24 protein-coding genes and 1 pseudogene are annotated in these 24,905 nt (G+C 67.3%); 13 read left to right on the top strand and 12 right to left on the bottom strand.

Annotated elements, in window-relative coordinates:
• Positions 1-12 precede the first annotated feature (12 nt).
• Genes ACWPXK_RS01795 through ACWPXK_RS01780 form a run of 4 tightly spaced genes read left to right on the top strand, consistent with a single transcriptional unit; the run spans position 13 to position 4,683 of the window.
• Positions 13-1,227 (top strand): HpcH/HpaI aldolase/citrate lyase family protein, encoded by a 1,215-nt coding sequence (locus tag ACWPXK_RS01795; protein WP_454194253.1) that lies wholly within the window; start codon positions 13-15, stop codon positions 1,225-1,227.
• Positions 1,224-2,699 (top strand): phosphoribosyltransferase domain-containing protein, encoded by a 1,476-nt coding sequence (locus ACWPXK_RS01790; RefSeq protein ID WP_454194252.1) that lies wholly within the window; start codon positions 1,224-1,226, stop codon positions 2,697-2,699. Before ACWPXK_RS01795 ends, ACWPXK_RS01790 begins: the two co-directional genes overlap by 4 nt.
• 20 nt (positions 2,700-2,719) lie before the next feature.
• Positions 2,720-3,835: a cysteine protease StiP family protein gene (locus ACWPXK_RS01785; RefSeq protein ID WP_454195401.1), complete on the top strand. Its 1,116-nt coding sequence runs from the start codon at positions 2,720-2,722 to the stop codon at positions 3,833-3,835.
• Positions 3,836-3,894: 59 nt separating this feature from the next.
• The gene (locus tag ACWPXK_RS01780; protein ID WP_454195400.1) at positions 3,895-4,683 is read left to right on the top strand and encodes an HAD family hydrolase; all 789 of its coding nucleotides are present in this window, start codon (positions 3,895-3,897) and stop codon (positions 4,681-4,683) included.
• Here the strand turns inward: ACWPXK_RS01780 and cyaB are convergent.
• Both cyaB and ACWPXK_RS01770 read right to left on the bottom strand, forming a co-directional pair.
• Positions 4,655-5,224, bottom strand: coding sequence for a class IV adenylate cyclase (gene cyaB, locus ACWPXK_RS01775; RefSeq protein WP_454194251.1), 570 nt, complete (start codon positions 5,222-5,224; stop codon positions 4,655-4,657). The genes ACWPXK_RS01780 and cyaB overlap by 29 nt on opposite strands.
• Positions 5,221-5,721, bottom strand: coding sequence for a hypothetical protein (locus ACWPXK_RS01770; protein ID WP_454194250.1), 501 nt, complete (start codon positions 5,719-5,721; stop codon positions 5,221-5,223). The genes cyaB and ACWPXK_RS01770 overlap by 4 nt, the downstream gene beginning before the upstream one ends.
• Positions 5,722-5,928: 207 nt before the next feature.
• Here ACWPXK_RS01770 and ACWPXK_RS01765 point away from each other — a divergent pair, with 207 nt between their 5' ends.
• Positions 5,929-6,282: a hypothetical protein gene (locus ACWPXK_RS01765; protein ID WP_454194249.1), complete on the top strand. Its 354-nt coding sequence runs from the start codon at positions 5,929-5,931 to the stop codon at positions 6,280-6,282.
• Positions 6,283-6,432: 150 nt separating this feature from the next.
• Here the strand turns inward: ACWPXK_RS01765 and ACWPXK_RS01760 are convergent, their stop codons facing one another.
• Complete coding sequence (locus ACWPXK_RS01760) at positions 6,433-6,834, bottom strand: MerR family transcriptional regulator (RefSeq protein WP_454194248.1); 402 nt, start codon at positions 6,832-6,834, stop codon at positions 6,433-6,435.
• A 47-nt stretch (positions 6,835-6,881) separates the two neighbouring features.
• Here ACWPXK_RS01760 and ACWPXK_RS01755 point away from each other — a divergent pair, with 47 nt between their 5' ends.
• Entirely contained in the window at positions 6,882-7,679 is a 798-nt protein-coding gene (locus ACWPXK_RS01755; protein WP_454194247.1) for an MBL fold metallo-hydrolase, read from the top strand.
• Between the two features lie 19 nt (positions 7,680-7,698).
• On the opposite strand, the gene ACWPXK_RS01750 is transcribed toward ACWPXK_RS01755, so the two are convergent.
• The 4 genes from ACWPXK_RS01750 to ACWPXK_RS01735 all read right to left on the bottom strand — a co-directional run bounded on the left by ACWPXK_RS01750 (position 7,699) and on the right by ACWPXK_RS01735 (position 10,897).
• Positions 7,699-8,541 carry a hypothetical protein gene (locus tag ACWPXK_RS01750; protein ID WP_454194246.1) on the bottom strand — a complete coding sequence of 281 codons (843 nt, stop codon included), beginning with the start codon at positions 8,539-8,541 and terminating at the stop codon, positions 7,699-7,701.
• 257 nt (positions 8,542-8,798) lie between these two features.
• Positions 8,799-9,563, bottom strand: a complete 765-nt coding sequence (locus tag ACWPXK_RS01745; RefSeq protein ID WP_454195399.1) for an AIM24 family protein — start codon at positions 9,561-9,563, stop codon at positions 8,799-8,801.
• Positions 9,564-9,565: 2 nt separating this feature from the next.
• Complete coding sequence (locus tag ACWPXK_RS01740; protein ID WP_454194245.1) at positions 9,566-10,264, bottom strand: AIM24 family protein; 699 nt, start codon at positions 10,262-10,264, stop codon at positions 9,566-9,568.
• A 9-nt stretch (positions 10,265-10,273) separates the two neighbouring features.
• A complete protein-coding gene (locus tag ACWPXK_RS01735) occupies positions 10,274-10,897 on the bottom strand; it encodes an AIM24 family protein (protein ID WP_454195398.1) in 624 nt (207 codons plus the stop codon).
• A gap of 182 nt (positions 10,898-11,079) precedes the next feature.
• Between ACWPXK_RS01735 and ACWPXK_RS01730 the strand changes: the two genes are divergently transcribed.
• Together ACWPXK_RS01730 and ACWPXK_RS01725 are read left to right on the top strand one after the other, a co-directional pair.
• A complete protein-coding gene (locus ACWPXK_RS01730) occupies positions 11,080-12,489 on the top strand; it encodes a TerD family protein (protein WP_454194244.1) in 1,410 nt (469 codons plus the stop codon).
• 28 nt (positions 12,490-12,517) lie between these two features.
• Entirely contained in the window at positions 12,518-14,089 is a 1,572-nt protein-coding gene (locus tag ACWPXK_RS01725; RefSeq protein ID WP_454194243.1) for a TerD family protein, read from the top strand.
• 29 nt (positions 14,090-14,118) lie between these two features.
• Here ACWPXK_RS01725 and ACWPXK_RS01720 read toward each other — a convergent pair whose 3' ends face one another.
• From ACWPXK_RS01720 to ACWPXK_RS01710, 3 genes are all read right to left on the bottom strand, one after another.
• Positions 14,119-15,831: a glycosyltransferase family 87 protein gene (locus ACWPXK_RS01720; RefSeq protein ID WP_454195397.1), complete on the bottom strand. Its 1,713-nt coding sequence runs from the start codon at positions 15,829-15,831 to the stop codon at positions 14,119-14,121.
• A gap of 805 nt (positions 15,832-16,636) precedes the next feature.
• Complete coding sequence (locus ACWPXK_RS01715) at positions 16,637-18,973, bottom strand: transglycosylase domain-containing protein (RefSeq protein ID WP_454195396.1); 2,337 nt, start codon at positions 18,971-18,973, stop codon at positions 16,637-16,639.
• Positions 18,974-19,533: 560 nt separating this feature from the next.
• A complete protein-coding gene (locus ACWPXK_RS01710; protein ID WP_169811140.1) occupies positions 19,534-19,953 on the bottom strand; it encodes a DUF5318 domain-containing protein in 420 nt (139 codons plus the stop codon).
• 138 nt (positions 19,954-20,091) lie between these two features.
• On the opposite strand from ACWPXK_RS01710, the pseudogene ACWPXK_RS01705 reads away from it, so the two are divergent.
• The 5 genes and pseudogenes from ACWPXK_RS01705 to ACWPXK_RS01685 all read left to right on the top strand — a co-directional run.
• Positions 20,092-20,256, top strand: a pseudogene (locus ACWPXK_RS01705) (DUF1707 SHOCT-like domain-containing protein); the annotation flags it as partial.
• 12 nt (positions 20,257-20,268) lie between these two features.
• Positions 20,269-21,216, top strand: a complete 948-nt coding sequence (locus tag ACWPXK_RS01700; RefSeq protein ID WP_454195395.1) for a DUF1707 SHOCT-like domain-containing protein — start codon at positions 20,269-20,271, stop codon at positions 21,214-21,216.
• A 4-nt stretch (positions 21,217-21,220) separates the two neighbouring features.
• On the top strand, positions 21,221-22,018 hold the full coding sequence (locus ACWPXK_RS01695; RefSeq protein ID WP_454194242.1) for a DUF1707 SHOCT-like domain-containing protein: 798 nt from the start codon (positions 21,221-21,223) through the stop codon (positions 22,016-22,018).
• Positions 22,019-22,130: 112 nt separating this feature from the next.
• Positions 22,131-22,688: a PadR family transcriptional regulator gene (locus tag ACWPXK_RS01690; protein WP_364320755.1), complete on the top strand. Its 558-nt coding sequence runs from the start codon at positions 22,131-22,133 to the stop codon at positions 22,686-22,688.
• Positions 22,681-23,781: an inositol-3-phosphate synthase gene (locus ACWPXK_RS01685; protein WP_454194241.1), complete on the top strand. Its 1,101-nt coding sequence runs from the start codon at positions 22,681-22,683 to the stop codon at positions 23,779-23,781. The genes ACWPXK_RS01690 and ACWPXK_RS01685 overlap by 8 nt, the downstream gene beginning before the upstream one ends.
• Positions 23,782-23,886: 105 nt before the next feature.
• Here ACWPXK_RS01685 and ACWPXK_RS01680 read toward each other — a convergent pair whose 3' ends face one another.
• On the bottom strand, positions 23,887-24,312 hold the full coding sequence (locus ACWPXK_RS01680; protein WP_454194240.1) for a GyrI-like domain-containing protein: 426 nt from the start codon (positions 24,310-24,312) through the stop codon (positions 23,887-23,889).
• A gap of 9 nt (positions 24,313-24,321) precedes the next feature.
• The gene (locus tag ACWPXK_RS01675; protein ID WP_067477108.1) at positions 24,322-24,780 is read right to left on the bottom strand and encodes a GyrI-like domain-containing protein; all 459 of its coding nucleotides are present in this window, start codon (positions 24,778-24,780) and stop codon (positions 24,322-24,324) included.
• Positions 24,781-24,905: the final 125 nt, after the last annotated feature.

The following is a 24,905-nucleotide window of genomic DNA, read 5'->3' as shown; positions in this document are numbered from 1 at the left end:
GATGGGGCAACGATGACCGCAGGCATCGCCGTCCAGCAGGAGGTTTCCCTGCGGAAGCGAATGCCGCTGCGCCACTTCCGGCAATTGCACGGCCCAGAGGCGAGGCGTCTTTTTCACCGGCAGCCCGAACCGTTCGCCAGCGACCGCACGGATCGGGAATTACTCGCGATCGGGCTCGGTGCGACGCTATATGCGCCCGCGACCAGGCCCGATCTGGCCCTGACGATCAGTAAACGGGCCGAGCACGGGGTGTGTTCGATGGTCATCGATCTCGAGGACGCGGTCGCCGACGACGAGGTGGAGTACGCCAAACAGCAGACCGTCGCCGCGCTCGATCTGCTCGCGGCCGGTCACGACGCCAATCCGCTGCTGTTCGTACGGGTGCGCGACGCGGACACGATCACCGAGCTCATCGAGCAGCTGGGCCCGGGGGCGCGGGCACTGACCGGGTTCGTGTTCCCGAAGTTCGACAGTGTTTCCGGACCGAAGTACCTCAACGCCTTGAACGTGGCCACCCAGCGTGTGGACCGGCCGCTGTACGGGATGCCGGTGCTGGAGTCGCCGTGCCTGGTGCACCGGGAGACCCGCGACTACGAACTCACGCAGATCGCGGCGCTGCTGGCCGCGGATCGGGACCGAGTGCTCGCGGTGCGGGTCGGCGCGACGGACATGTGCTCGACCTTCGGCATCCGGCGCGATCGCGACCTGACCATCTACGACGTGCGGGTGGTCGCCGACGTCATCGCCGACATCGTGAACTATCTGGGGCGCGCGGACGGAACGGGTTTCGTCATCACCGGCCCGGTGTGGGAGTACTTCGCCGACCACGAGCGGATGTTCCGGCCGCTGCTGCGCACCGCGCCGTTCGAGGAATCCGACGCCGTGCCGTTCCGGCAGTACCTGGTCAGCCGGGACTTGGACGGATTGCTGCGGGAGATCACTTTGGATCGCGCCAACGGCATTCAGGGCAAGACGGTGATCCATCCGTCGCATGTGGCCGCCGTGCACGCGCTGTCGGTGGTGACGCACGAGGAGTACTCGGACGCGCTGGACATTCTGCGGGCCGATGTCGGCGGCGTGGCGGCCTCTGGCTACCGGAACAAGATGAACGAGATGCGGCCGCACCGCAGTTGGGCGCGGCAGACCCTGTTGCGCGCCAGGGTGTTCGGCGTGGCGAACAAGGGAGTGTCGTTCGTGGATCTATTGACGGCGTTGGTCACCGTATGAGCCGGACGGCGACCGAGTTCGGACACAACGAAATACCATGGGCGACCAGAACTCTCGGTATCTGCTTGCATCATGATGCCGAGCGTGACGCGGATTGCCTGCGCTCGGCCCGGCTGCCGATCACGGCGCTGATCCGGCCGGGGATTCGCCACAACAATCCGCGCCGTGCGCACCTGCTGGTGTCCACCGTGCTCGGCAAGCATCTCCCGACCGATCCGCGGGTGGTGCTCGGAGCGGGCGATCACCTCGGTGATCTGGTGCGCGAGGTGCTCGGCGAACGCGAAGCGGTGGTGCTCGGGTTCGCCGAGACCGCGACGGGACTGGGCCACTGCGTGGCGGCGCGGATCGGCGCGAGCTGTTATCTCCACTCGACCCGTCGCGAGGTGCCGCATGCGCAGACCCTCGCCGGGTTCGAGGAGGGACATTCGCACGCCACCTCGCATCTGCTGCAACCGGCGCCGGCCGACATCTTCGTCAACGATCTGCCGCTGGTGCTGGTGGACGACGAAATCTCCACCGGCGCAACGGCGATCGACGCGGTGCGCGCGCTGCACGCCTTTTCGCCGCGGTCGCATTACGTGCTGGCGTCACTGGTCGACCTGCGCGGTGCGGCCGACCGCGCCGAATTCGACGCGGCCGCGGCCCAACTCGGTGCGCGCATCGACACGGTTTGTCTCGCCACCGGACGGGCGACGCTGCCCGACGGACTGGTCGACGCGGTCGGCGCGCTCCCCGAGCCCCTGCTCAACCCGGCCGCCGGTCATCCCGGCTCGTTCCGGCGGATGGAACTGCCCTGGCCGGCTTCGGTACCGGAGGGCGGCAGGCACGGGATACTCGCGTCCGACACCGAGGCGTTCGAGGCGGCGCTGATCGCCGCGGCCGAGGTGTTGACCGCGCGGCTCGACGCTGATTTCGCTGGTCGGCCCGCTATCGTGCTCGGTCACGAGGAGCTGATGTATCTGCCGCTGCGGCTGGCGGCGCTGCTCGCCGAAACCGGTACGCCGACGCGCTTTCAAACCACCACGCGATCGCCCGCGTATGTGCTGGACGAGCCGGGATATCCCTTGCGACGCGGGTTCCGGTTCGTCGCGCCGGAGCCCGGCGACACCGCGCCGCGCTACCTGTACAACGCGCACTGGCCCGATGATTCGCTGGACCTTTTCGAAGCGGATATGGCGGGGCTCGGCGTACTGGTCGCCGACGCGGCTTCGGGCGACGAGGATGTCGCGATCACCGATGACGGCGTCGACAGCGGCGCGGAGGGCGACGGTCCCGTGTCCGATCCGGTGCTCGTCGTCGTGGTCGACTCGCCCGCCGACACCGCACAGCTACGGGCCGAGGGCGGATTGATCGACGTGCTTACCGCCTCCGGTGCCGACGTGCTGCTCGCGGTGCTGCGAGAAGCCGACCCGCGGCGACTGCACGCGGAACGCGCCGAGTCGCCGGGAACAGGGAACGGGAGCCGACTATGACGACCACGAGGGTGGGTGCGTTGCCTGTTCCGCTGCACGGTCCGGAGTTCGGATCCTATGCCGCCGAAGAGGTTTCCTGGTTACTGAAGGACCTGTCCGATGTCGATCTGGAGCGCGACATCGCCGAGCGGGAACGGAAGATCCAAGCCGGTCAGGCGCACTACGCGGAATCGCTGCCGATCGAATACCAACCGGACGCGCAATACCGGGCGCTGTTCGACGAGGTGCTCACGGCCAGTGCCGAGCGGCTCGCGCTCGCCGTCGCGACCGTGTCGGAACTGGTCATCGCCGAACGCGGCGAGGACATCGTGCTGGTGTCGCTGGCGCGGGCGGGCACGCCGGTCGGCATCCTGATGCGCCGCTGGCTGCACGCGCGGCGGCCGAGCCTCGCGGTGCCGCACTACGCGGTGTCCATCGTGCGGGACCGCGGCATTGATGCGGTGGCGCTGGACTATCTGGCCGAGCACCACGACCCGGACTCCGTCGTGTTCGTGGACGGATGGACCGGCAAGGGCGCGATCACCCGCGAGCTCACCGAGGCGCTGGACGCCTACCGTGCGGCCGGGGGTGCACGATTCGACGACGAGCTGGCCGTGCTGGCCGATCCTGGGCACTGCGTGCGCACCTACGGCACCCGCGACGACTTCCTGATCGCCTCGGCCTGCCTGAATTCCACGGTCTCCGGCCTGATCTCGCGCACCGTGCTGAACGACACGCTGATCGGACCCGGCGATTTCCACGGCGCCAAGTTCTACCGGGAGCTGGCCGGTGACGATGTGTCCGGTCGGCTGCTCGACACCGTGAGCGGCGCCTTCGACGCGGTCCGCGATCGGGTGGCGGCCGAAGTGGCCGCGATCCGCGCGAGCGACCGCACGCCCACCTGGACCGGCTGGGCGTCGGTGGAGAAGGTCAGGCAGCGGTACGGCATCGCCGGCGTCAACTTCGTGAAGCCCGGCGTCGGCGAGACGACCCGGGTGCTGTTGCGGCGAGTTCCGTGGCTGGTGCTGGTCCGCGAGGCGGACGCGCCGGAGCACGCGCATATCCGGTTGCTCGCCGCCGCCCGTGGGGTTCCTGTGGAAGTCGTCGATGACCTGGCATATTCGTGTATGGGATTGATCAAGGACGTGCAGCAGTGAACCTATCTCGGAGAGTGCAGCGAAGACGTGCGCTGATCGCGACCGACCTGGACCGGACGATGATCTACTCGCGTAACGCCTTCAGCACCACCGCCGACGTGCCGACGGTCTGTGTGGAGCATCTCGAAGGGGCGCCGCTGTCGTTCATGACCACCACCGCGGCGCTGCGGATGCAATCCCTGACCGAACCGGCCGCCGTCATTCCCACCACCACCCGCACCATCAAACAGTTCGGGCGCATTCAACTACCTGGGGCGCCGTGGCGGTATGCGATCACCAGCAATGGCGGGAACATCCTCGTCGACGGCATTCCCGATCTGAGCTGGCGCATCGACATCGACGCCCAAGTTCGCGCGGGCGGCGCCACCCTCTCGGAGGTGACCAGGGAACTTCAGACCCGCATCGATGATTCGTGGGTGACCAAGTTCCGCGTGGCCGACCACTTGTTCTGCTATCTGGTGGTGAAGCCGAAGTCGGTCCCCGATGGATTTCTCGCCGAATGGGACGACTGGTGCCGTGCGCGCGGCTGGTCGGCCTCCCAGCAGGGCCGCAAGATCTACACCATGCCGCTGGCCGTCTGCAAGAGCCGCGCGGTCGACGAAGTCCGCAAACGCCTCTGGGAAAGCGGTGAACTCGCCGACGACGCGAAAACCCTCGCCGCGGGAGACGGCGCCCTCGACGCCGAAATGCTGCGCGCCGCCGACTCCGCCATCCGCCCCCGCCACGGCGAACTGGAACAACTCAACTGGACCCACCCGAACCTCACTGTCACCCGCGCCACCGGCATCCTCGCTGGCGAGGAAATCATCAACTGGTTCATCAAGGCGGCCCCGGCGCAGTTCGAGTAGCCAGCACCGCATCCGTGTACTGCTCGGTGGTGAGATCGTTTTCCGTGATCCCCAGCTGATGGAGTGTGGTCCGAACGATCTTCAATGCTTCGGTCAGCTCCGGTTCGGGCGCAAGGGTTTCCAGCTCGATGAACGTGCCCTCCAATTCGGGCACTGTCACGACAGTGGCGAGCAGATCGCGACCGCCGGACGCGAATCGATAATTGACGCAATGCTTTTCGAAGCTGACCAACTCGGTGAGTCCAAGGCCGCGCAGTACCGCATCGATTACTGCCGCGTCTGCCACTTCGGTTTCATATTCCGGCTTGGACCCGCTGACCGTGTCGACTGCGGGTTCCTTGTACGTCAGCAGGGATCGCCGCCCGTTTCCTGTGGTGATGGTCCGCAATCGCAGTTCACGGCCTTCCGACGACAGCCGTCGATCCGCCAGATCGTAGTAGGTGTCGTGATAGGTCGAGTGCTGACCGTCCCCTCGCGACGAGAGTGCGGCTTGCACTGACTCGACGTCATGGACCCGAGCCTTGAGTTCGGCCTCGATCATGTCACCGATCCTCTCTCGATCGGTCGTGCCTGGCGCCACATCTGTTCGAATTGCCGCAGAAATCCGGCGTGTAGGACGCCGTTGGTCGCGGCCGTAAGTTTGTACATGCCTGAGCGATGCCCTTCTGCTGACGCACCGAACGCGGACAAGTACAGCGTCTGATCGAAGACCAGCATCCGCCACGTCGGCAGCGTGTCGTATACAGCGACTTGCAGTTCGACGAAAGGATGGTCGTGAAACTCTGACGTTCGTGCCAGGGCCAGATTGATCCCGGCGGCGAATGACGGCCTCGATTCGCCGATCTCTGCGGCGCGGACACCGGTCGCTTCCGAATCAGGGTCCAGCAGGAGGGCTCGGACACTGACGGTGCTGGTCCGTTTGAGCAGCACTCCACGCAGCAGCGAGTCATTCAGCGCGAGAAGTCCCAGGCCGCGCACTGCCAGCACATCGATCTGATCCGCGTAGCTGCGATACATCGCGTCGGCGTAGGAGCGCATCCATCTCGGGTTTGTGCCAGACCCCAGCAGGGACGTCGATTCCCCCGTACCTCGTCTCCATGCCGTCAAAGCATATATCTCACAATGAGATACCTGCTGGGGTATCGAGCACAGGGCATCGCGGAAACCACAATCTCCTCGTAATCGTCGCTCTGCCTGCGGCTATGTCGAGCTGGCGGCGACAACAATCGAATTCACCAAGAGGTCATGTCGATGCCCGCCGAACTCGTCACCACCATTGTCGTTGTAGTCGCAGTCCTGTTCGGGCTGTGGATCGTTTGGTACGTCCTGCCATGGCTCATCGACCGCGGGGGCGAACCTGACAACTCGGTCGATGCATTCGAGATCATCCAGCGCGTCGAGCAAGAAGGCCGACCGATGACCATCTCGTTCGCCGACGCCGACCACTGGCGGATGACGCACCGAGATTGTGCGATAGACGGCTCATTCCGATCGCTCGAGCAGGCCCGATTCGTCGCGAATATCCACTCCGGCCATGGTCCCGGTTGCAAGCAGTACCTGTCCGCAGCGGCCTATAGCTTCGGATTGGCGGAGGAGTAATCGTGGACTGGCTCAGGGAGGATGTGCGGGACGGTCCCGCAGCATGGATGGAGCACCATGATGGGACGTGGTCCGCAGTCGACAAGTACGGCGTCGCCAGTGAACCGTTCGAAGTCATCGACGGCAAGGCTGTCCCGATCGACTCGAGCGTCACACCGGCTCGGTGGTGGGGTCGAAGGTGGACTTGAAATCCGGGCATTCGACCAGCGGGTCGTGGGTGCAAGTGGAGGCGTGGCGGAGGCTGTCGCGCATGCGGATGAGGCGGGCGATGTCTTCGTCGAGTTGGTTCGCTTTCTCGGCCATGCGGGCGCGTAGTTCGGCGTCGGTGGGGGAGGCGCGGAGGAAGCGGCCGATTTCGGCGAGGGTGAAACCGGCGTCTCGGGCGCAGGTGATGAGGGCGAGGCGGCCGAGGACGTCGGGGTGGTAGGTGCGGCGCAGGCCGTTGCGGCCGGTCGCGGCGACGAGTCCGCGTTTCTCGTAGAAGCGCAAGGCGGAGGGGGCGAGGCCGGTGTGTTCGGCCACCTCGGCGATGTCGAGCAGGACGTCGGTCATCTTGGCTCCTTGACTTGAACCGCGCTTCAAGTCACAGACTAACTCGCATGACAGTTCATCACCTCAATTGCGGATCGGTGCGGCAGATCGAGGCCACCTATGACGGACCTGCCCCTGCCCACGCCGTCAATCACTGCCTGCTGGTCGAGACCGAATCCGAGGGCCTGGTCCTGATCGAGACGGGTATCGGGCTGGACGACGTCCGCGACCCGGCGGGCACTCTCGGCGCGGACTGGGTCGCGATGGCGCAGCCGGTCCTGTCCGAGGACGAGACCGCCATCCGGCAGGTACAGCGTCTCGGTTACGACCCCGGCGATGTCCGGCACATCATCCTCACCCACCTCGACGTGGATCACTGCGGCGGGCTGCCCGACTTTCCGCACGCGCGGGTCCACGTGCTCGCCGCCGAGCTGGAGGCCGCGCTCGCCGAAGCCCCGAGTTTCCGCTACCGGTCCGCGCACTGGGCGCATAACCCGCAGTGGGTGACCTACCCGTCGGCCGCCACGGGAAAATGGTTCGAGTTCAACGCGATTCAACCGAAGGACCTGCCGGACGACTTCCAGCTGATCCCGCTGGGCGGGCACACCGCCGGCCATACCGGCGTCGCCGTCCGCGACGGTGAGCGCTGGCTGCTGCACTGCGGCGACGCCTACTACTACCACCGCGAACTCGATCCGGCTCCGCAGCCGCATCCGATTCTCGACATCGTGCAGGCCAGCTCCGAAGTCCACCACGACCTGCGACTGGGTACCCAGGCGCGGCTGCGTGAACTCCACCGTGATCACGGCCACGAGATCATGCTGATCAGCGCGCACGATCCCTGGGAATTCCAGCGCGCAAGCTGACCGAGTGCGTGCTCGGTCATCAACGCTGCCAGCACTGGGCGGTGTCGCCGAGGTTCCACCACGAGACGTAGTCCGGGTCCTGGTCGAGCAGGGTCCATTCCGCGTCCAGCATGTCGAAGAAGGCGGTATCGGCGGTCCGTCCGCCCCGCGCCTCGCCGATGTAGATGAGTAAGGAGCCGCCCGCCTCCTGATACGCGGTGAGGGTGGTCGAGGCCATGGGGTCTTCCCAGCCGGGCGGCCAGCAGAGGAACAGGGCGTCTTCGGCGTGGGCGGCGGCCAGATCGTCCGCCGATTCGGGTGGCGTCGCGATGGGATGCCAGGTCGCGGACTGTCCTGGGGCTGCCGGGAAGGCCGTATTGGTCGTGCGGTCGGGCGGATGCGAGTCGAAAGCGGTTGTCGGCACGCCGATTCCAGCGAGTTGATGGGCCCAGTAGCCGCGGCCGGACCCGACCTCCACGATCGGTCTGCCCTGTGCGACGTCCGCGACCCAGCGCAACGTCGCAGGGGAGGGTATGGCGTAGGCGTAGGCTGCTTGCAGAACGATCTGTGCATAGGCTAGGCGCGCACTGCCTTTCGGATTGCCGCCGTTCACTTCGGGGCGCGCCGCGCGCTCAGGCGGACCTGGCGTCACCGCGGCGGCGACGATGTCCCAGTACGGGTTTTCGCTCGCGCCGCCGGTCATGTAGTGCAGCAGATGCAGGTCGAAGGTGGCGTCGGCGATGTCGTCGCCGGTGCCGGGCAACCCGGCCGCGGTGGCCCAGTAGTCGGCGACCCGCGGATACGCTGTCGCGAAGGTGGATTCGTCTCGGACCAGGTTCGTCAGCGCCGTGCGACGCTGCGGCGAGAGCGCCAAGTCAGCCATGCCCCGATTCTCCGCCGACCGGGGCGCCGCTCAGACGGACATCGAGACGATTTCATCTTCCTGTCGCGAATCCTTTGCTGTCCGTAAGTATTCCGCCCGCCAACCCGCTATAGGCTGCTCTGTTTTGCCCGAATCACCCGTACAACGTCCAGGACGCATAGCGGACGTGAACATGACGGCCTCCGCGCCCGGCGTCTTACCGGCCAGGTAGACGCGGCATAACACCTGACCGCGTCCAGTGCGAGGCCCGCCGCCGGTCAGTACTGTTGCTGCGCCGCCAGCTGTTGCGCGATCAACCCCTGCAGCCGTTGCAGGCCGCCGACGGTGATGCCGCTCTGGAGCTGTCCCTCGATCGTGCGCACCAGCATCGAGTCGCTGAGCACCTTCTCGCTGGACTGGATCAGCACGGTTCCCGCGCCGGTGAAGTCGAACTGACGCTCCTCACCGGAGTTGACGCCCAGGGCAGCCGCGCCCGCGGCCAGGAAGTCGGTGACCCACCGCTGGTCGTAGTGGTGGCTCGGCGAGGGGCAATCCGCCCACCCGACCAGCGATTCCGGGTCCACCCGCAGCGGCGGCTCGGCGAACATGACCGGTCCGTTGGACGAGGCGAGGAACTTGCCGGTGCCGATGAGGGTGAGGAACCCCGGCACGATGGACTGATTCAGTGACAGACCCGGCTCGAACGCCAGCAGGTTCGCCGCCCTGATGGTCAGGTTGCCGTTGTCCTCCAGGTCATAGGAATTGATGTCGTAGCCGCGGTCGCCGATGATCAGCTTGCCGTGTCCCTCCGCTACGACGTAGTCGCCGGTGAACAGCGGCGCGGAGAACTGCTGCGACACCATGTGCAGCAGGCCGCCGTGCAGGCCGTGCGTGAGCATCTGGAACCGCATGTCGCCGTAGTAGGCGATCATCGCGCCCTTGCGCATGAACCACGGCTTGTTCAGGTCGATGCAGTAGGCGTAGCTGTTACCCGGGATGTTGTCGCTCTCACCGAGATTCATGGGATTGAGGATCTGGGACATGCTCACAACTTCTCTTCGGAGGCCTGCACATAGACGACGCCCTGCCCGACGCAATGCAACTGCATCGCCTCACCGGCACCGCGGCCGACCGCGTCCCGCCAGCTCAGCGCCGTCTTCAGCTCGGTCTGCACGTTGCCGTAGGCGGCGACGAACGCTTGCGGGTCGACCACGATCGGATTCGGGCCGCCCACTTGCAGTTCCAGGAACCCGCCGTGCGCGAGCAGCACCGCCGCGCCCTGCCCAGACAGTTGGGTGGTGAACATGCCTTGGCCGGTCAACGCGCCCGACGCGGCGCCGCGCAGCGCGCCCATCAGGCCGCCGCCACCGCCTCCGCCGCCCGAACTCATCACCGACACCACCGAACTCTGCAACCCGGCGGTGTTGGCCAGCAGTCGCGAAGCCTCGACGCGCAGTGTCGCGCCCGGCTGCATGTGCACCACATGCGCTTCCAGGCCCGCGAACCCGTAATGCACCTCGCCGGTGCCCTGCGCCAGCATGGTGCGCTCGTGCTCGCCCGCCATCGCGCGCCCGGCCAGCCGCATCACGCCACCCATGCCACCCATGCCCTGGCCGCCCGGAATCTGATGCGGCGCAAAGGAAACATCGCCGGTGTAGAAGAGCATCGCGCCGTTGCGGGCGACCACGCCGCCCGCCATCCCGACGTTGACTTTGACGACCTTGCCGTTGACTTTCTCGAACATCGCTGGTCCCTACCGTTCCGCCGGCTGGATCGACACCATGCCCTGCCCATCCCAGCGCAGCGAGAACGCCTCGCCCGCGTCTTGGCCGACGAAACTGCGCCAGGACACGTCGGTGACGAACGACTGGTTGAGGTTGCCGCGCGCGGCGACGAACGCGTCCGGGTCCACCACCAGCGGATACTGCGGCGACACCTCGAGGTGAATGAGTGGCCCGCCTGCCGAGAGCAGCGCGACCTGCCCCTGGCCGGAGACGGTGGTGGTGAACAGGCCCTGCCCGGAGGACGCGCCGCGCACACCGGCGAAACGCACGTCGGTGCGCAGGTTCCCGGCGAAGGCGAGCAGCTGTTGCGACTCCACTTGCAGCGTCTCGTTGTTCAGCTCGACCACGGTGACATGCTGGCCGTTGACCGCGAAGAAAACCCGGCCGTTGCCGGAGCACTCCATCAGCGACAGCTTCTCGCCGGTCGCCCGCCGCTTGAGCCCGGCGAGCACGCCGTCGCCCCCGCCGAAACCGGCCGACTTGAACTGCACATTTCCTTCATAGGCGATCATCGAGCCGGAAATCGCCCTGAGGCTGGTTCCGGCGAGGTGGGCCTCGATCACCTTCTTCGATTGCTCGAACAGTTGCGCCATGGAGTGTTTGCCTGCTGTCTCGATCGGGAACACGGTGTGATCGCCGTATTCCATCTGCGTGCCGTCACCCTAACCGATGTGCCAGCGCGTGTCGGGGGTAGCGCGGCCGTTCAGTACGAGCGGTGCCGAGCGCGTTTCTCGTAGAGTGTCAGGCGTACGCACCGACAAGCGAAGGGTCGAACTTGTCCGCAACACTCGCCAAGGGCCAGAACGGTCCGCTGGCCACCAACGACGTGGTGATTTCCGTCCAGCTCTCGGCGCCGGCGGATCTGTCGGCACTACTGGTCACCGAGCGGGGCAAGGTCCGTTCCGACGCCGACTTCGTCTTCTTCAACCAGCCGGCAGGCCCCGGCGTGAATCTGCAGCCCGCCCCCGCCGGACAGCCCGCGTCGCTGGCGGTGTCGTTGAACGCGGTGCCCGCCGACATCGACCAGATCCGCGCGGTGATCACGCTGGACGACGCGAACAGCACTTTCGGCCAGTTCGCCGCTCCGACCGCGATCGTGTCCGACGCGGCGGGCAATCGCTTGTACGAGTACCGGATCGACGGCCTGAACACCGAGTCGATCGTGATCGCGCTCGAGCTGTACCGGCGCCAGGGCGCGTGGAAGGTACGCGCGGTCGGGCAGGGCTACGCCGGCGGGTTCGCCGCGCTGGTCACCGACCACGGTGTCACCGTCGACGACACGCCCGCCCAGCCCGCGCAGGCTCCGCAGCCCGCGCAGGCTCCGCAGCCCGCGCCGCCGCAGCAGCCCGCCAACTACCCGCCACCGACCACCCCGGCATACCCGACGCAGCAGCAGGCGCCGCAGTACGCGCCGCCCGGCTCGTACCCGCCGCCGCCCGGTCCCGGCTACCCGCCGCCTGCTCAGCCTGCGCCGCCGCCGCAGGGTGGTCCGGGCTACCCGCCGCCCGGCCCTGGTTACCCGCCGCCCCCCGGACCGGGTTACCCGCCGCCTGCTCAGCCCGCGCCGCCGCAGCAACCGGCGGCCGAGGTCAGCTTGACCAAGGACCGGCCGGTCAGCCTGGTGAAGGGGCAGCGGGTCACGCTGCGTAAGGAAGGCACCGCGCTGACCTTCGTCAAGATGGGTCTCGGCTGGGATCCGGTGCGCAGCCGAGGCATGTTCGGCAACCGCACGGTCGACATCGACCTCGACTCCTCGGTCATCATGTTCGCCGACATGAACCCGGTGGACGTCGCCTACTACGGCCAGCTGACCTCCAAGGACGGCTCGATCCGCCACCAGGGCGACAACCTCACCGGCGAGGGCGAAGGCGACGACGAGGTAATCCTGGTCGACCTGACTCGTGTCCCGGTGCATGTGACCACGCTGGTGTTCATCGTGACCTCCTACAAGGGCCACACGTTCGAGCAGGTGCAGAACGCGTTCTGCCGCTTGATCGACGGCACCAACAACGGCGAATTGGCCAGGTACACACTGGCGGGCGGCATGCCGTTCACCGCCATGGCGATGGCCAAGCTGTACCGGGTGGGCAACGATTGGAAGTTGCAGGCGCTCGGCGAGGGCTTCCAGGCCAAGCACCCCGGTGAGGCGGTGCCGCAGCTCGGCCGGTTCCTCGTCAACGGTTGATCGGCGGGGCGAACAGCAGGGCGGATACGTGATTCAACTGAAGGCCGGTCAGAACATTCCGTTGACCGGTGAGGTCGTTCGTTTCAGTGCGAAAGCCGAGGCTGCCCTCGATGTTTCCGCGCTGGTGGTCGCCGAGAACCTGAAGGTGTTCTCCAGCGACGATTTCGTCTTCTACAACCAGCCCGCCACGGCGGGTGTCGCTCTGGCCGCCGACGGGGTGACGATCACGCTCGCCGAGGTCCGACCGGACGCCAAGGCGGTGTTGCTGGTGGTGAGTGCCGACCCAGCCGCGCCTCCGAGCGGTGACGGGCTCGGGCCGGTGACCGCGATGCTGTCCGAGAACGGCAGCGCCACAGTGGAATTCGCAATGGCGCCGACAGCGGGCGAGACGGCGCTGATCTGTCTCGAGGTGTACCGGCGCGGCCCGGCGTGGAAGCTGCGCGCCGTCGGCCAGGGCTATGCGGGCGGACTCGCCGTGCTGCTCACCGCGCACGGTGTCGACGTCGACGGTGAGCCCGCACAGCCCGCAGCCGCACCGCAGCCGGACGCGCACACCGTGGCCGATCCCTTGGCGGACGATGCGCAGACCAGCGGCGCACCGCTGGAAGTCGGACACGGCCTGGAACGGCTGTGGATGGTCTTCGAGGACGCCGCGCGGTCGGCCGCCGCGCTCGTCTCGGCGCGCGAATACGCGGCCAAGCGTTTGGATCACGAGCTATCGCTTGCTGTTTCCGATCCCGCGACCAGGAACACCCCGGCGGCCGAGGAGGCTCGCCGCGCCGCACAGCAACGCAACGACGAGCTGATCGCCATCGCCGAGCACAACCACCAGCGCGACGCCGAACAGCTGAGGCGCGAACTCGCCGAGGCCGACCGGGTGCTACCGCCCGCGCTGGCGTCCTGGGATTCGCCCGCCTGGGACAAGCCGCCCGCCCCGAGCGATGGCATCCGGCTCGGCGAGCTCTACGCACTCGATCGCGGCCCGCTGCGCATCCCGTATTGCGTTCCCGTGCCGCTGAATCGGCCGCTGTGGATCGATACCGAGTCGACCCGCGCCGTCGCGCCCGTGGTGGGTGCGCTGCTCGCACGACTGCTCGCCACGGCGCCGCAGCGGCGGGCACTGGTCGACATCATCGACCTGACCGACGCGTTCAGCGGCTTCACCGGCCTGCTCGCGCCGGTGCTGAACGGACCGCCGGTCACCGACCACACCGATATCTCGGCACGATTGCAGGCACTGGTGGACGCCGCCGAGCTCGCCGAATTGGCCTACAGCAGTGGCGCTTTCACGCCGCCGAGCGAACACCGGGTCTTGCTGGCAGCGGATTTTCCGCATGGCTACCAGAGCTCGGACGCGCAGCGCATCGGTGTGCTGATGGCGCGCGGCGACCTGATCGGCCTGTCCACGGTGATCGTCGGCGCCAACGAATCCGATTCCGCCGACTCCACCGTGGCGTTGCTGTCGCAGTCGTGCAGGCACCTGCCCACCGTCGGCGGCACCCCGCTGTTCGATCCGTGGACGGGCAGCGCGTGGCAGCTGGATCTCGATATGCTGCCGCAGGAGCCGGAGCAACAGGCGCGCTTCCTGCGCACCCGGTGAGCGCTCGAGGTGGCTGACCGGCCGGGCGGTCAGCCACGGGCGACGGTCACCCGCGGCCGCAGCGGCTCGGGTAGCCATGGGAGCAGCGGATCCGGCATCCGGTCGACAACACCAGCGGCCGGGTCGTCGACGTAGTCGCGGCGAACCAGGTCCTCCTCCGGACGGTAGATCTGGCGCACGATCAGGGCGCACAGCCCCACCACCGCGAGGTCACGCAGCACCACCGTGCCGGTGAACCACTGCTCGGGCAGTCCCTTGCGGTCCAGGCCGAGGTAATAGAACATGCGCGGCACCCAGACCAGCGCGTCGATGGTCATCCAGGCCAGCAGGATGCGCCGGTGCGGCAGCGCGAGCACGGCGAGCGGCACCAGCCACAGCGAATACTGCGGGCTCCACACCTTGTTGGTCAGCAGGAAGGCCGCGACCACCAAGAAGCACAGCTGTGCCAGCCGCGGGCGCCGCGGCGCGGTGAGACCGATATAGCCGATGACCGCGCACGCCACGACGAACGCGAGCAGTGAGACCGTGTTCAGGATGACCGGCTGCTCCCCGTGGTCGAGCACGCCGTCGAAACCGGGCCAGCCGGTGAACGAGGAGATCACGTTGTAGATCGAGTCCGGATCGGCGTGCCGGGTGGTGTTCAGCCGGAAGAACTCTCGCCATCCGTTCGGGTACAGCGCGGCGATCGGCAGGTTCACCGCCAGCCAGGTGCCCAGTGCCGCGGACACCGTGACGGACGCGGCGCCGAGCGGGCGGGCGCTGAGGAATTGGACGCGGTAGGGCGTCTCCCGTACCCACGCCAGGAACGCAGGCCAGCCGTCCACATCGCGTATCCGCAGGCCGAGGTGGTTGCGCGGAATCCGCTGCATCGTCTCGGTGCGCAGGCACAGCACGACGATGGGTCCGAGCAGCAGCAGCGGATACAGCTTCGCGGCGCCGCCGAGACCGAGCAGGATGCCGGCGAGCACGGGTTTGCGCCGGGCCCAGGCGAGCAGACCGGTCGCGGCGAAAGCCGTTGCCAGGGCGTCGAAATTGGTGAACGCGTGCACGACCACCAATGGCGAGCAGGCGACCAGCGCCGCGTCCCAGATCCGGCGGCCGGCCAGCAGCGCCGAGCCCCAGATGGTGACCAGCCAGGCCATCGCGAGCCCGAACGCGACGACGTTGAAGTAGATCACCACCTGGAGCGCGCCGGGCAGGGGCGCGGCGTCCCAGCTCTTGGCGATCCGCATCGCGAAATACTGGTACAGGCCCGAGAGCACCGGGTATTCCATGTACCGGACTTCGCGGCCGCCGTCGGGGGTTTGCTCGATCCAATGTTTCTTGTACGGGAAGGCGCCCTCGTTCAGTCGTTCCGCGCCGTAGAGCGGCACGGTGTCCGAGTAGCACATGGCCACGTATTGGCGGCCGTTGTTCCAGTCGAGGGTCAGGTCGCCGTCGGCGCCGGTGGTCTGCTGAATGCAGCCCGCCTTGCCGAACCAGCCGAGTGCGAGGAACACCACCGCGAACGCCAGCAGCACTCGCATCGGCGTCCAGAACCGCACCCGCCCGATCAGGGCGTGATCACCGACCGGTCCACCGATCACCGTGGACAGCTGGGCGGTGAGCGAATCGTTGCGGCTCGGCCGGTCTCGCGCGTCCGCCGAGCGGAGATCCGCTGCGAGCGGGGCGGGCGCGGCGTAGTAGGCCCCACCGGCCCCTGCCCGGTCGGATAGCGGCGCCCTCCCGTTCCGTGGCTCCACCAGCTGCTGATCGGTCACAGAACCCGAGGCTACCTGGAGCGGGGCTCGTAGTTCGGATCGAGTCACGCCGGTTCCTCCATGCGGAGCCAGCCACACAATTTGTATTACGCTTCCGAAAGCATTTCGCGGATGTTAGCATTCTATTTTATCGGCGCCGAAGGTGGAGGCGTCGATTCTCCAATAAAGGGGTGGGTATGTTCACGAAGTTCGTTGTTTCGCTGGCTGTTGCTGGTGTATCTCTTGTCGCGCTGGCCGGCAATGCGTCGGCCGGGTATCCGTCTTATTCGGACTGTCTGAACTCCAAGGGGGTGACGGACAAGTGTGTTCAGATATCAGACGGCTCCTGGGTGGTTCTACAGGGTTACCGGGAATACACCGACTGCTTGAGCAATGCTGGCGCTAGGGAGCGGTGCTATCAGGATCCGAATGGCTTCTGGTATTCGACGCCTATTTAAGTTCTAACGCTCTGCGATCCTGGTCGGCAGTGTAGTGCTGCTGGCCAGGACGGACTCTGCGCTACCGGCATTCGACGGGCTTTCCAGGCGGAGTCATTAATATACCCTCGAGCCGGAATATTACAGGCCTGATATCTATTCGCCACGAAGGCGGCCGATGGAGGTAGGCCGGTCCTACCTATTGCGAATTGCGCCAGTTGCGGCTTGGCATGCCCGTCTGCCGGTCGGTCGGTGACGAGAGCCGACCGACCGGCAGAGCAAGGACGGCTGCATAGTGCCTAACCGATACCCGATGATCGGATAGCCGCATGCTTCCGTTCGTCCGCCGCTCTCACCATCGTCGGAACCGGCTACCTGCCCCGGGTGGGAGGTGCTCCGGTCGTCCCCGCGTCGTTGCCGTTGTTGCCTGAGCGTGGCGTTCCGGTGACCGTGGGCGACGAACCGTCGGTGGGTGCGACCGGCTGGCCGGGAAGCGGGCCCGCGTCCTGCTCACGCTGCTGCTGTGAACGCGGCTGCTGCGGGGCGGGCTGGACGCCGGGGACCGGGATGACGATGCCGGGGAAAACCTCCACCTGCGTCGGCGCAACTACGACCGGAGGCAGCAGCGGGGAATCGACGGCGGATGGCGGGGTGTAGGGCGCCGACCATTCGGGGACACCGGCTTGGCCCTTGATTGGGGCGGGCTTCGGAAAGGTCTCGTTGGGAGTGCCCTGCAGGGCGCCGTCCATGGTTGCTTTCCAGATGTCCGAGGGCAGGCCGGAACCGTAGATCATGCCGCCGCTGTAGTTGCGCAGCGGCGAGTTATCGACGCTGCCGACCCACACCGCAGTCGATAGCGACGGGGTGTAACCGACCATCCAGGCGTCCTTGTTCTCGCCGGTGTCACCGAGCTGGGCAGTGCCGGTCTTGGCAGCTGAGTCGCGGCCGCCAGCCAGACCATGGTTGCGCGAATAGGCTGCGATCGGCCTCATTGCGGCGGTGACGTTGTCGGCCACTGCGGCCGAGACGCGCTGTTCACCGGCGACCTCACCGCGATCGAGCAGGACCTGACCGTCGGCGGTCACCACCTTCGACACGAAGTGCGGCGCGTGGTAGACGCCGGACGCCGCCAAAGTCGCGTAGGCGGAAGCCATGTCGAGCGGTCGGGCCTGGTACTGGCCGAGCACGATGCCGTTGTTCGGACCGGAGCCGTCCGACTCGGTGAGCGTCCGGCCCACGCCTGGAATTGTCTCCGGGATGCCCAGCTTGTGGCCCATGGCGGCGATCTTCTGCGGGCCGTTCTGCATGTCGAGTTGCATGCGGTAGAAGCTGGTGTTCAGCGATCGCTTCAGCGCCTCGGCAATGGTGCACATTCCGCACTGCTCGCCTTCGACGTTGGTGATCTTGATGCCGTTCACGGTGATCGGCGAACTGTCGTACATCTGCGACAGCGGGATGCCCATCTCGAGATTCGCCGCGAGGCCGATGACCTTGAACGAGGAGCCTGTCTGCAGGCCCGCGTTGGCGTAGTCGTAGCCCTGACCATCGTTGCCGCCGTAGTAGGCGCGCACCGCGCCGGTGCGCGGATCGATCGAGACGACGGCGGTCCGGAGCTGTTCCGGCTCGCCTTCCATCTTCTTGGTCGCCGCGTCGACCGCCGCCTGCTGCGCCTTCGGGTCGATCGTGGTGGTGATCTGCAGGCCCGCGGTGTTCAACTGCTGCTCACTGATGCCCGCCGCGGAGAGTTCCCTGAGTACCTGAGACTTGATCAGGCCCTCCGGTCCGGAGTCCTGTTCCTTGTCTCTGGTCGCCGCGAGCGGGACCACCTGGGGATACTGCAGGCCCTGCCGCTCGGACGCGGGCAGGTTGCCGCTGGAGACCATGCCGTCGAGCACGTAGTTCCAGCGGGTCTTCGCGCCCTCCGGATTCTTCTCCGGGTCCAGGCTGGACGGCAGCTGGATGGTGGCGGCGAGCACCGCGCCCTCGGCGACGGTCAGTTCCTGGACCGGCTTGCCGAAGTAGGACTTGGCCGCCGCGTCGATGCCGTACGAGCCACGACCGAAGTAGATGGTGTTCAAGTAGGCGGCGAGGATCTCGTCCTTGCTCCACTGGCGCGCCATCTTGGCCGAGATGACCAGCTCACGCATCTTGCGGGTGAGCGAGCGCTCGTCACCGACCAGCGCGTTCTTCACGTACTGCTGGGTGATCGTCGAGCCACCACCCGCGCTTTCCTTGCCCAGGATGTTGTCCCTGGCCGCACGCGCGAAGCCGGAGATCGAAAAGCCGGGGTTGGTGTAGAAATCCCGGTCCTCGGCCGCCATCACCGCGTTGCGCACGTGCGGCGGAATCTGCTCGATGGTGACGTCGGTCCGGTTGCCTTCCGGCGGAACGACTTTGCTGATCACCGTGTTGCCATCGGCGGCGAGGATGGTCGCGACCTGGTTGGTCTTCAGGTCGCCCGGCTGCGGCACCGACACCGTGGTGTACGCGGCCAGGAAGATGCCGCTGGGCACCAGGATGGCCAGCGCGACGAGGACGTAGAGGGTCCGGCGGACGATGCGCCAGGGCGACTTCTTCTGCTCCGCGGGCCGACGCCTACCCGGCCCGTCGGAGCCGCCGCTACCGCTGCCACGGCGCGGGGGCGGGCCGGAGGGCGGGCCACCTGCGGTCTGCCTGCGTTCACCGGTGCTCGGCCCGGCTCCGGACACGCGACGGCCGTTGCGATCGACCGCAGGGCGCTGGCCGGTGATCGGGCGGGGACCGGTGGCCGGACCGCGCCGGCCGCGCTCGGCCGCCGCCTCGGTCGGCGAGCCGGGGTGCTGGATCTTCTGGGTTGCCTGGGGGGCGGGGGCGCCGCGATCGGGCACGCCGCGATCCGGCTGCGGCGGGCGCCCCGGCTGCGGTGGACGGCCCTGCTGGGCCGGGCGGCCCCGTGGCGGGGGGGGGGGACGCGCGCGGCTGCGGGCCGCGCGGTTCGCCGGGGAACGGGGCGCCGGGACGCGCACCGGGCGGAGGGCCCGGCCGGGCGCCGGGCGTCCCGGGCCTCCCTCCCGGGGGCCCGGGACGGGGATTCTGGTACGGGTTGGGACCTTGAGGTGAATTGCGTTGCGGACGGCTGCCTGGTTCATCGCCGTAGGGGGACTCGTAGGGCGAATTCACTGACAAGATCTCCATAACTCGTAGCGGTCCAGGTGGCTATCGGCGGTGGTCACCGCGGCGGACACAGGCCGGCTCCGCGAGTCACCCGCCGGGCAGATGACCAGGCACTTCATTCGGCGGCAGTGCGCCGGTTCGCGCGTGTCCCGGTGCGGCGGCGCGGTGGTGCCGGCGCGGAACCGAGCACATAGGACTGCACCAGATGATTCCAGCTGCAGGTCCGGCATACCTCGACGACATGAACCGAGAACTCCTCGCGGGTCTCGGCGAGGCGCGTGAGCTCCTCGGGTGTGCGAGCCGATCCGGCGACGGGTCCGAGGCCGTCGCCGAAGACCCAGGATACGAGGGTCAGCTGTTCTTTCCGGCAGATGGGGCATGTGACCTCGCTCCCCCGGCCGTGGAACTTCGCCGCACGCAAGAGATAAGGATTCGCATCACACACCTCGGCGACATCGACACGGCCCGCATAGACGTCAGCCAGCAGCGACCGGCGCCGGAGGGCGTAGTCGACCACTTGCCGCTGAATTCGCACGAGAACCAGAGTAGCGGTGTTGCCATCGGGCCGCCCCGGGCTGTGCGGATTGCCCGGTCGGCGATCCGTGCGCGTACCGGCGCCTCGCGCCCCCGGTCGGACTACGATCCGTCTGTGTCCACCGCAGCACCCGGGCGCATGCGCGCGCGTGACCTCGACCGCGCCGCCGCGTCCAGCCTGCTGGACGCCGCCTATGCCGAGGGGCAGCTCGGCGCCGACGAGTACCACGACCGAATCGCGCAGGCAGCGGCCGCGCGGACGCTCGGCGAATTGGCCCGACTCACCGCTGATCTGCAAACCCCCGGTCGGTGGTCGGTGGTCGGTCGGTGGTCGGCGGTCGCCGGCGCGGGGGAGTTCGCCGCCGATCGGCCGCCGGTCACGCGAAAAGTGTTGCGACGCCCGGCATTCGGAATAAGTTATCCCGATCACACCCGGGCGCGTGATGCGGATCGCGCCACTACGCGCGACCTGCTCGACCTCGCCCGCGCCGAGGGCCAGCTGACCGAAGAAGAACACGACACCCTCACCGAACTCGCCGCCGAGGCGCGCACCCTGGGGGATCTGGACGATCTGGTCGCGGACTTACAGCGGCCCGGCAACGTCGCCCCGCCACCACGTCCACCGCGCTCGCGCCGCCGCCAGTGGTACCTGGGCGCCGTCACCCTCGCCGCGGTGACGGCCGCCTGCGCCGGATTTCTCGCGGTCACCCGGGCGGCGGACGAACCGCGACCCGCGGCGCAAGCCGCGCCCGTGGTCGATCCAGGAGCGGTGCAGCCGTTGGTGGTCCCGACGCCGAGTCTGGTCACCACCGACGGAATCACCACGTTCCTGCGTAACTACCAGCGGAAATTCGGGGACCTTCAGGTAGACGAACTGCGCATGTACGACAAGCACGCGTCGATCGTCCGGGCGGTGCCCGGTCAGCCGAACCGAAAGGTCGAGTACGACTACCGCGGGGGTTTCGTGCAGTCCCGGCAGATCGAAACGCGCAAGTCCGACACCCCGTCGGCCGATCTGGGTGGGTTGAACGTGGAGGCGGTCGGCCGTGCGCTCGCCGACGCGGCCACCATCACCCGAGTTCCCGGCGGCGCCGTGTCGCATTTCGCGGTGAGCGTGAACGACAACAGGTTCGACGCCGAATCCGGCAGTCGCGAACGGCAAACCATCGTCGAGGTCTACGTGATCAACTCCGTCAAGGAGTCCGGCCACTTCACGATGACCCCGGCGGGCGAGGTTCGCCGCGTCTGGCCGTTCAAGGGATAAGACCATGGCGACAACCCGATACAGCGACATCCGCGCCCGCGACACCGACCGCGCCGACGTGTGCGGACTGCTGGACGCCGCGCTGGCCGACGGACAGCTCACCGACAGCGAGCACGCCGCGCGGACCGCCACGGCCATGCGCTCCAAGTCCTTCGGGGAGCTCGACGCATTGATCGGTGACCTGCAAATTCCGGACGAGCTGGCGAACACTCCCGTGGTCCGGGTGGACCGGCGTCGTCCGCGGCGCTGGCTGGCGCCGCTCTCGATCGTCGTTGCGGCCACCGTGGCCGGTGCGATGGTCGGCGGGATCAGCCGGTGTGGCATAGACCTGCCGGGGTCGTCGGAGAACGTTCCAGACCTGACCACCGGTGCGGGTCTCGCCTACTTCCTCGCGCAGTACCGTGCCGAATTCGGCGATCTGACCGCCGACGAGGTGACGCTGTATCCGAAGTACGTGATCGTGGACCGGCAGACGCCGGGCAACGCGGCCGAGACCAGTGACTACCGCTACAACGGCGACTTCCGCACCTCGACGACCTCGGAGCGCAAATCCGGGACGCGCACCTTCGATCTCGCGACCGTCGACGTCCCCGCCATCGCCCGGCTGCTGGCCGGTGCGCCGGAGACAGTGCGGCTCCCGGACGGCGTGATCACCCACGTGGTGGTCGAGTATGCGTCGTACAGCACCGTCGACCTCGGCCCCGTGATGGACATCTACGTCAAGGGCGAAGGCAGCGCGTCCGGCTATGTGCGGGTCACTCTCGCGGGGGAGCCGCTCGCCGTCCATCCGCCCTCTCGCTGAGCTGGCACGTCGTCCACCGATCGGCGACGACTGTGCACGGATGTATCGCTCCGATATAGTGGAAAGTCGTATCCATCGGTTAGGTCTGAACACAGTCAGGGGGTGAAGCCCGGTGCTCGAACTGGCAATTCTCGGGCTGCTCCTCGAATCGCCCATGCACGGTTACGAGCTGCGCAAGCGGCTGACCGGCCTGCTCGGGGCGTTTCGGGCCTTCTCCTACGGATCGCTCTACCCGACGCTGCGCCGCATGCAGGCGGACGGGTTGATCGCCGAGGAGATCCCCGCGGGCGCGACGACACGCCGTGCGCGCCGGGTTTACCAACTGACTCCAGCCGGGCGGGAGCGGTTCAACGAATTGCTCGCCGACACCGGACCGCAGAACTACACCGACGACGGCTTCGGCGTTCACCTCGCCTTCTTCAGCCGCACCCCCGCGGAGGCGCGGATGCGGATCCTGGAGGGCAGGCGGCGTCAGGTCGAAGAGCGCCGAGAGGGGCTCCGGGAGGCGATCAAGAAGGCCAGCGGGTCCTTGGATCGCTACACCCGGCAACTCCATCAACTCGGACTCGAATCAAGCGAGCGCGAAGTGCGCTGGCTCAACGAGTTGATTGCGGCGGAGCAATCGACGAAGGCGGCACCACAGAAAGAGGGAAATATCGGCCATGAGTGACGACAAAAAGGCTGACAACGCCACAGAAGTTCGCGTCGCCATCGTAGGTGTGGGCAACTGCGCCTCGTCGCTGGTCCAAGGCGTGCAGTATTACAAGGACGCCGACGAGACCTCGACCGTTCCCGGGCTGATGCACGTGAAGTTCGGGCCGTACCACGTTCGCGACGTCAAGTTCGTCGCCGCGTTCGACGTGGACGCGAAGAAGGTCGGCTTCGACCTGGCCGAGGCGATCTTCGCCAGCGAGAACAACACGATCAAGATCTCCGACGTGCCGCCGAGCGACGTCGTCGTGCAGCGCGGCCCCACCCTGGACGGCATCGGCAAGTACTACGCGGAGACCATCGAGCTGTCCGAGGCCGACCCCGTCGACGTGGTGCGGGTGCTGAAGGACAACAACGTCGACGTGCTGGTGTCCTACCTGCCGGTGGGCTCGGAGGAAGCCGACAAGTTCTACGCGCAGTGCGCCATCGACGCCGGTGTCGCGTTCGTGAACGCCCTGCCGGTGTTCATCGCATCCGACCCGGTGTGGGCCGAGAAGTTCACCAAAGCCGGCGTGCCGATCGTCGGTGACGACATCAAGAGCCAGGTCGGCGCGACCATCACCCACCGCGTGATGGCCAAGCTGTTCGAGGATCGCGGCGTGCAGCTCGACCGCACCATGCAGCTCAATGTCGGCGGCAACATGGACTTCAAGAACATGCTCGAGCGCGAGCGACTGGAGTCCAAGAAGATCTCCAAGACCCAGGCCGTCACCAGCAACCTCAAGAAGGAGCTCGGCGCCAACGACGTGCACATCGGCCCGTCCGACCACGTCGGCTGGCTCGACGACCGCAAGTGGGCCTACGTCCGCCTGGAGGGCCGCGCCTTCGGTGACGTGCCGCTGAACCTGGAGTACAAGCTCGAGGTGTGGGACTCGCCGAACTCGGCGGGCATCATCATCGACGCGGTGCGCGCGGCCAAGATCGCCAAGGACCGCGGCATCGGCGGACCGGTCATCCCGGCCTCGGCCTACCTCATGAAGTCCCCGCCCCAGCAGCTCGCCGACGATGTCGCGCGTACCCAGCTCGAAGCGTTCATCATCGGCGCGGAGTAAGCCGAGTGATCTGGCACCGAGTGATTCGGTGACCATCGATGCAAGCCGGCCGGCGGCGGAAGCCTCCGGCCGGCTGCGTCAGTGCACGACGTTCGCGGACGCGATCTAGTCCAGCGAGACGTAGACCTCCACGGAGGCCGGGCCGGTGTAGCGCTCGACCTCGGCGGTGTGGGAGCGGGTGATGGTTCCCGCGTTCTCCGCCTTCGCGACCTGGGCCCATGCGGTGCGCAGCAGGTCGTAGGGCTTGTCGGCGACGACGAACTTGGCGTAGCGGCCCCGCGGGATGATGGTGAGCACGTCGCCCGGGTCCAAGTCCTCGATCCCGGCGAGTTCGTAGCCGAGCACGGCGACGGCATGGTCGTTCTGGCCGATGTAGGCGGCGACCCGGGGCACGTTCTTCTCCCGCGCCAGATACCGGTCCCAGGTGAAGTTGACCAGGTCGAGGTCGCGCGCGGTGACCTCGCGGCCGGCGAGCGGCACGGTGAGGCCCGCGACCATGCTCTGCTCCAATGTGACGATCTCGAAATCCACTGTCTGTTCCTACTCGTCGACCTGATCGTCCGCCAATGCCACGAAGACTTCCGCCGTGCGCGCGTCGGGATAGTGTTCCCAGTCGCCGGTATAGGCGCGCACGAGGCGGCCCGCGGCCTCCGCGTCCCACACCGCGCGCCAAATGCTCACGATGGTGTCGCCGAGGTTGTCGCCGCTGGCGATGAACCGGGCGAACCGTCCGGCGGGCACCCGGGCGAGCACGTCACCGGGCAGCAGATCGGCCAGGCTGTGACAGCGGTAGCCGACGATATGGGTCAGGTACGAATTGATCTCCGGCGCATGGTCGACGTACGCCGTGGTCGGCGGTCCGGGCAGCTTGCGAGCCAGGTTGCGCTTCCACGCCTCTTCGACTTTCGCGCGGCGCGGCCCCTCGACCGCGAGCGCGGGGCTGCGAAGCACCGTTCCCGCCACCAGCGTCTCGGGTTGGTCAACGACATTGAAATCCACCGGCGTAGCCCCTATGTCTCGTCTGTCTCCAATTGGCGTCGCTCCCGGTGCCCCTCATGGTGACGCAGGCTACCGCCTCCGGGCCCGTCGCTCGCGCCGCGCTGTCGTCGCTCGAGCGCATATCC

This window comes from Nocardia sp. Marseille-Q1738 (assembly GCF_965283145.1).
This window is presented reverse-complemented; position numbering and strand designations above follow the sequence as displayed.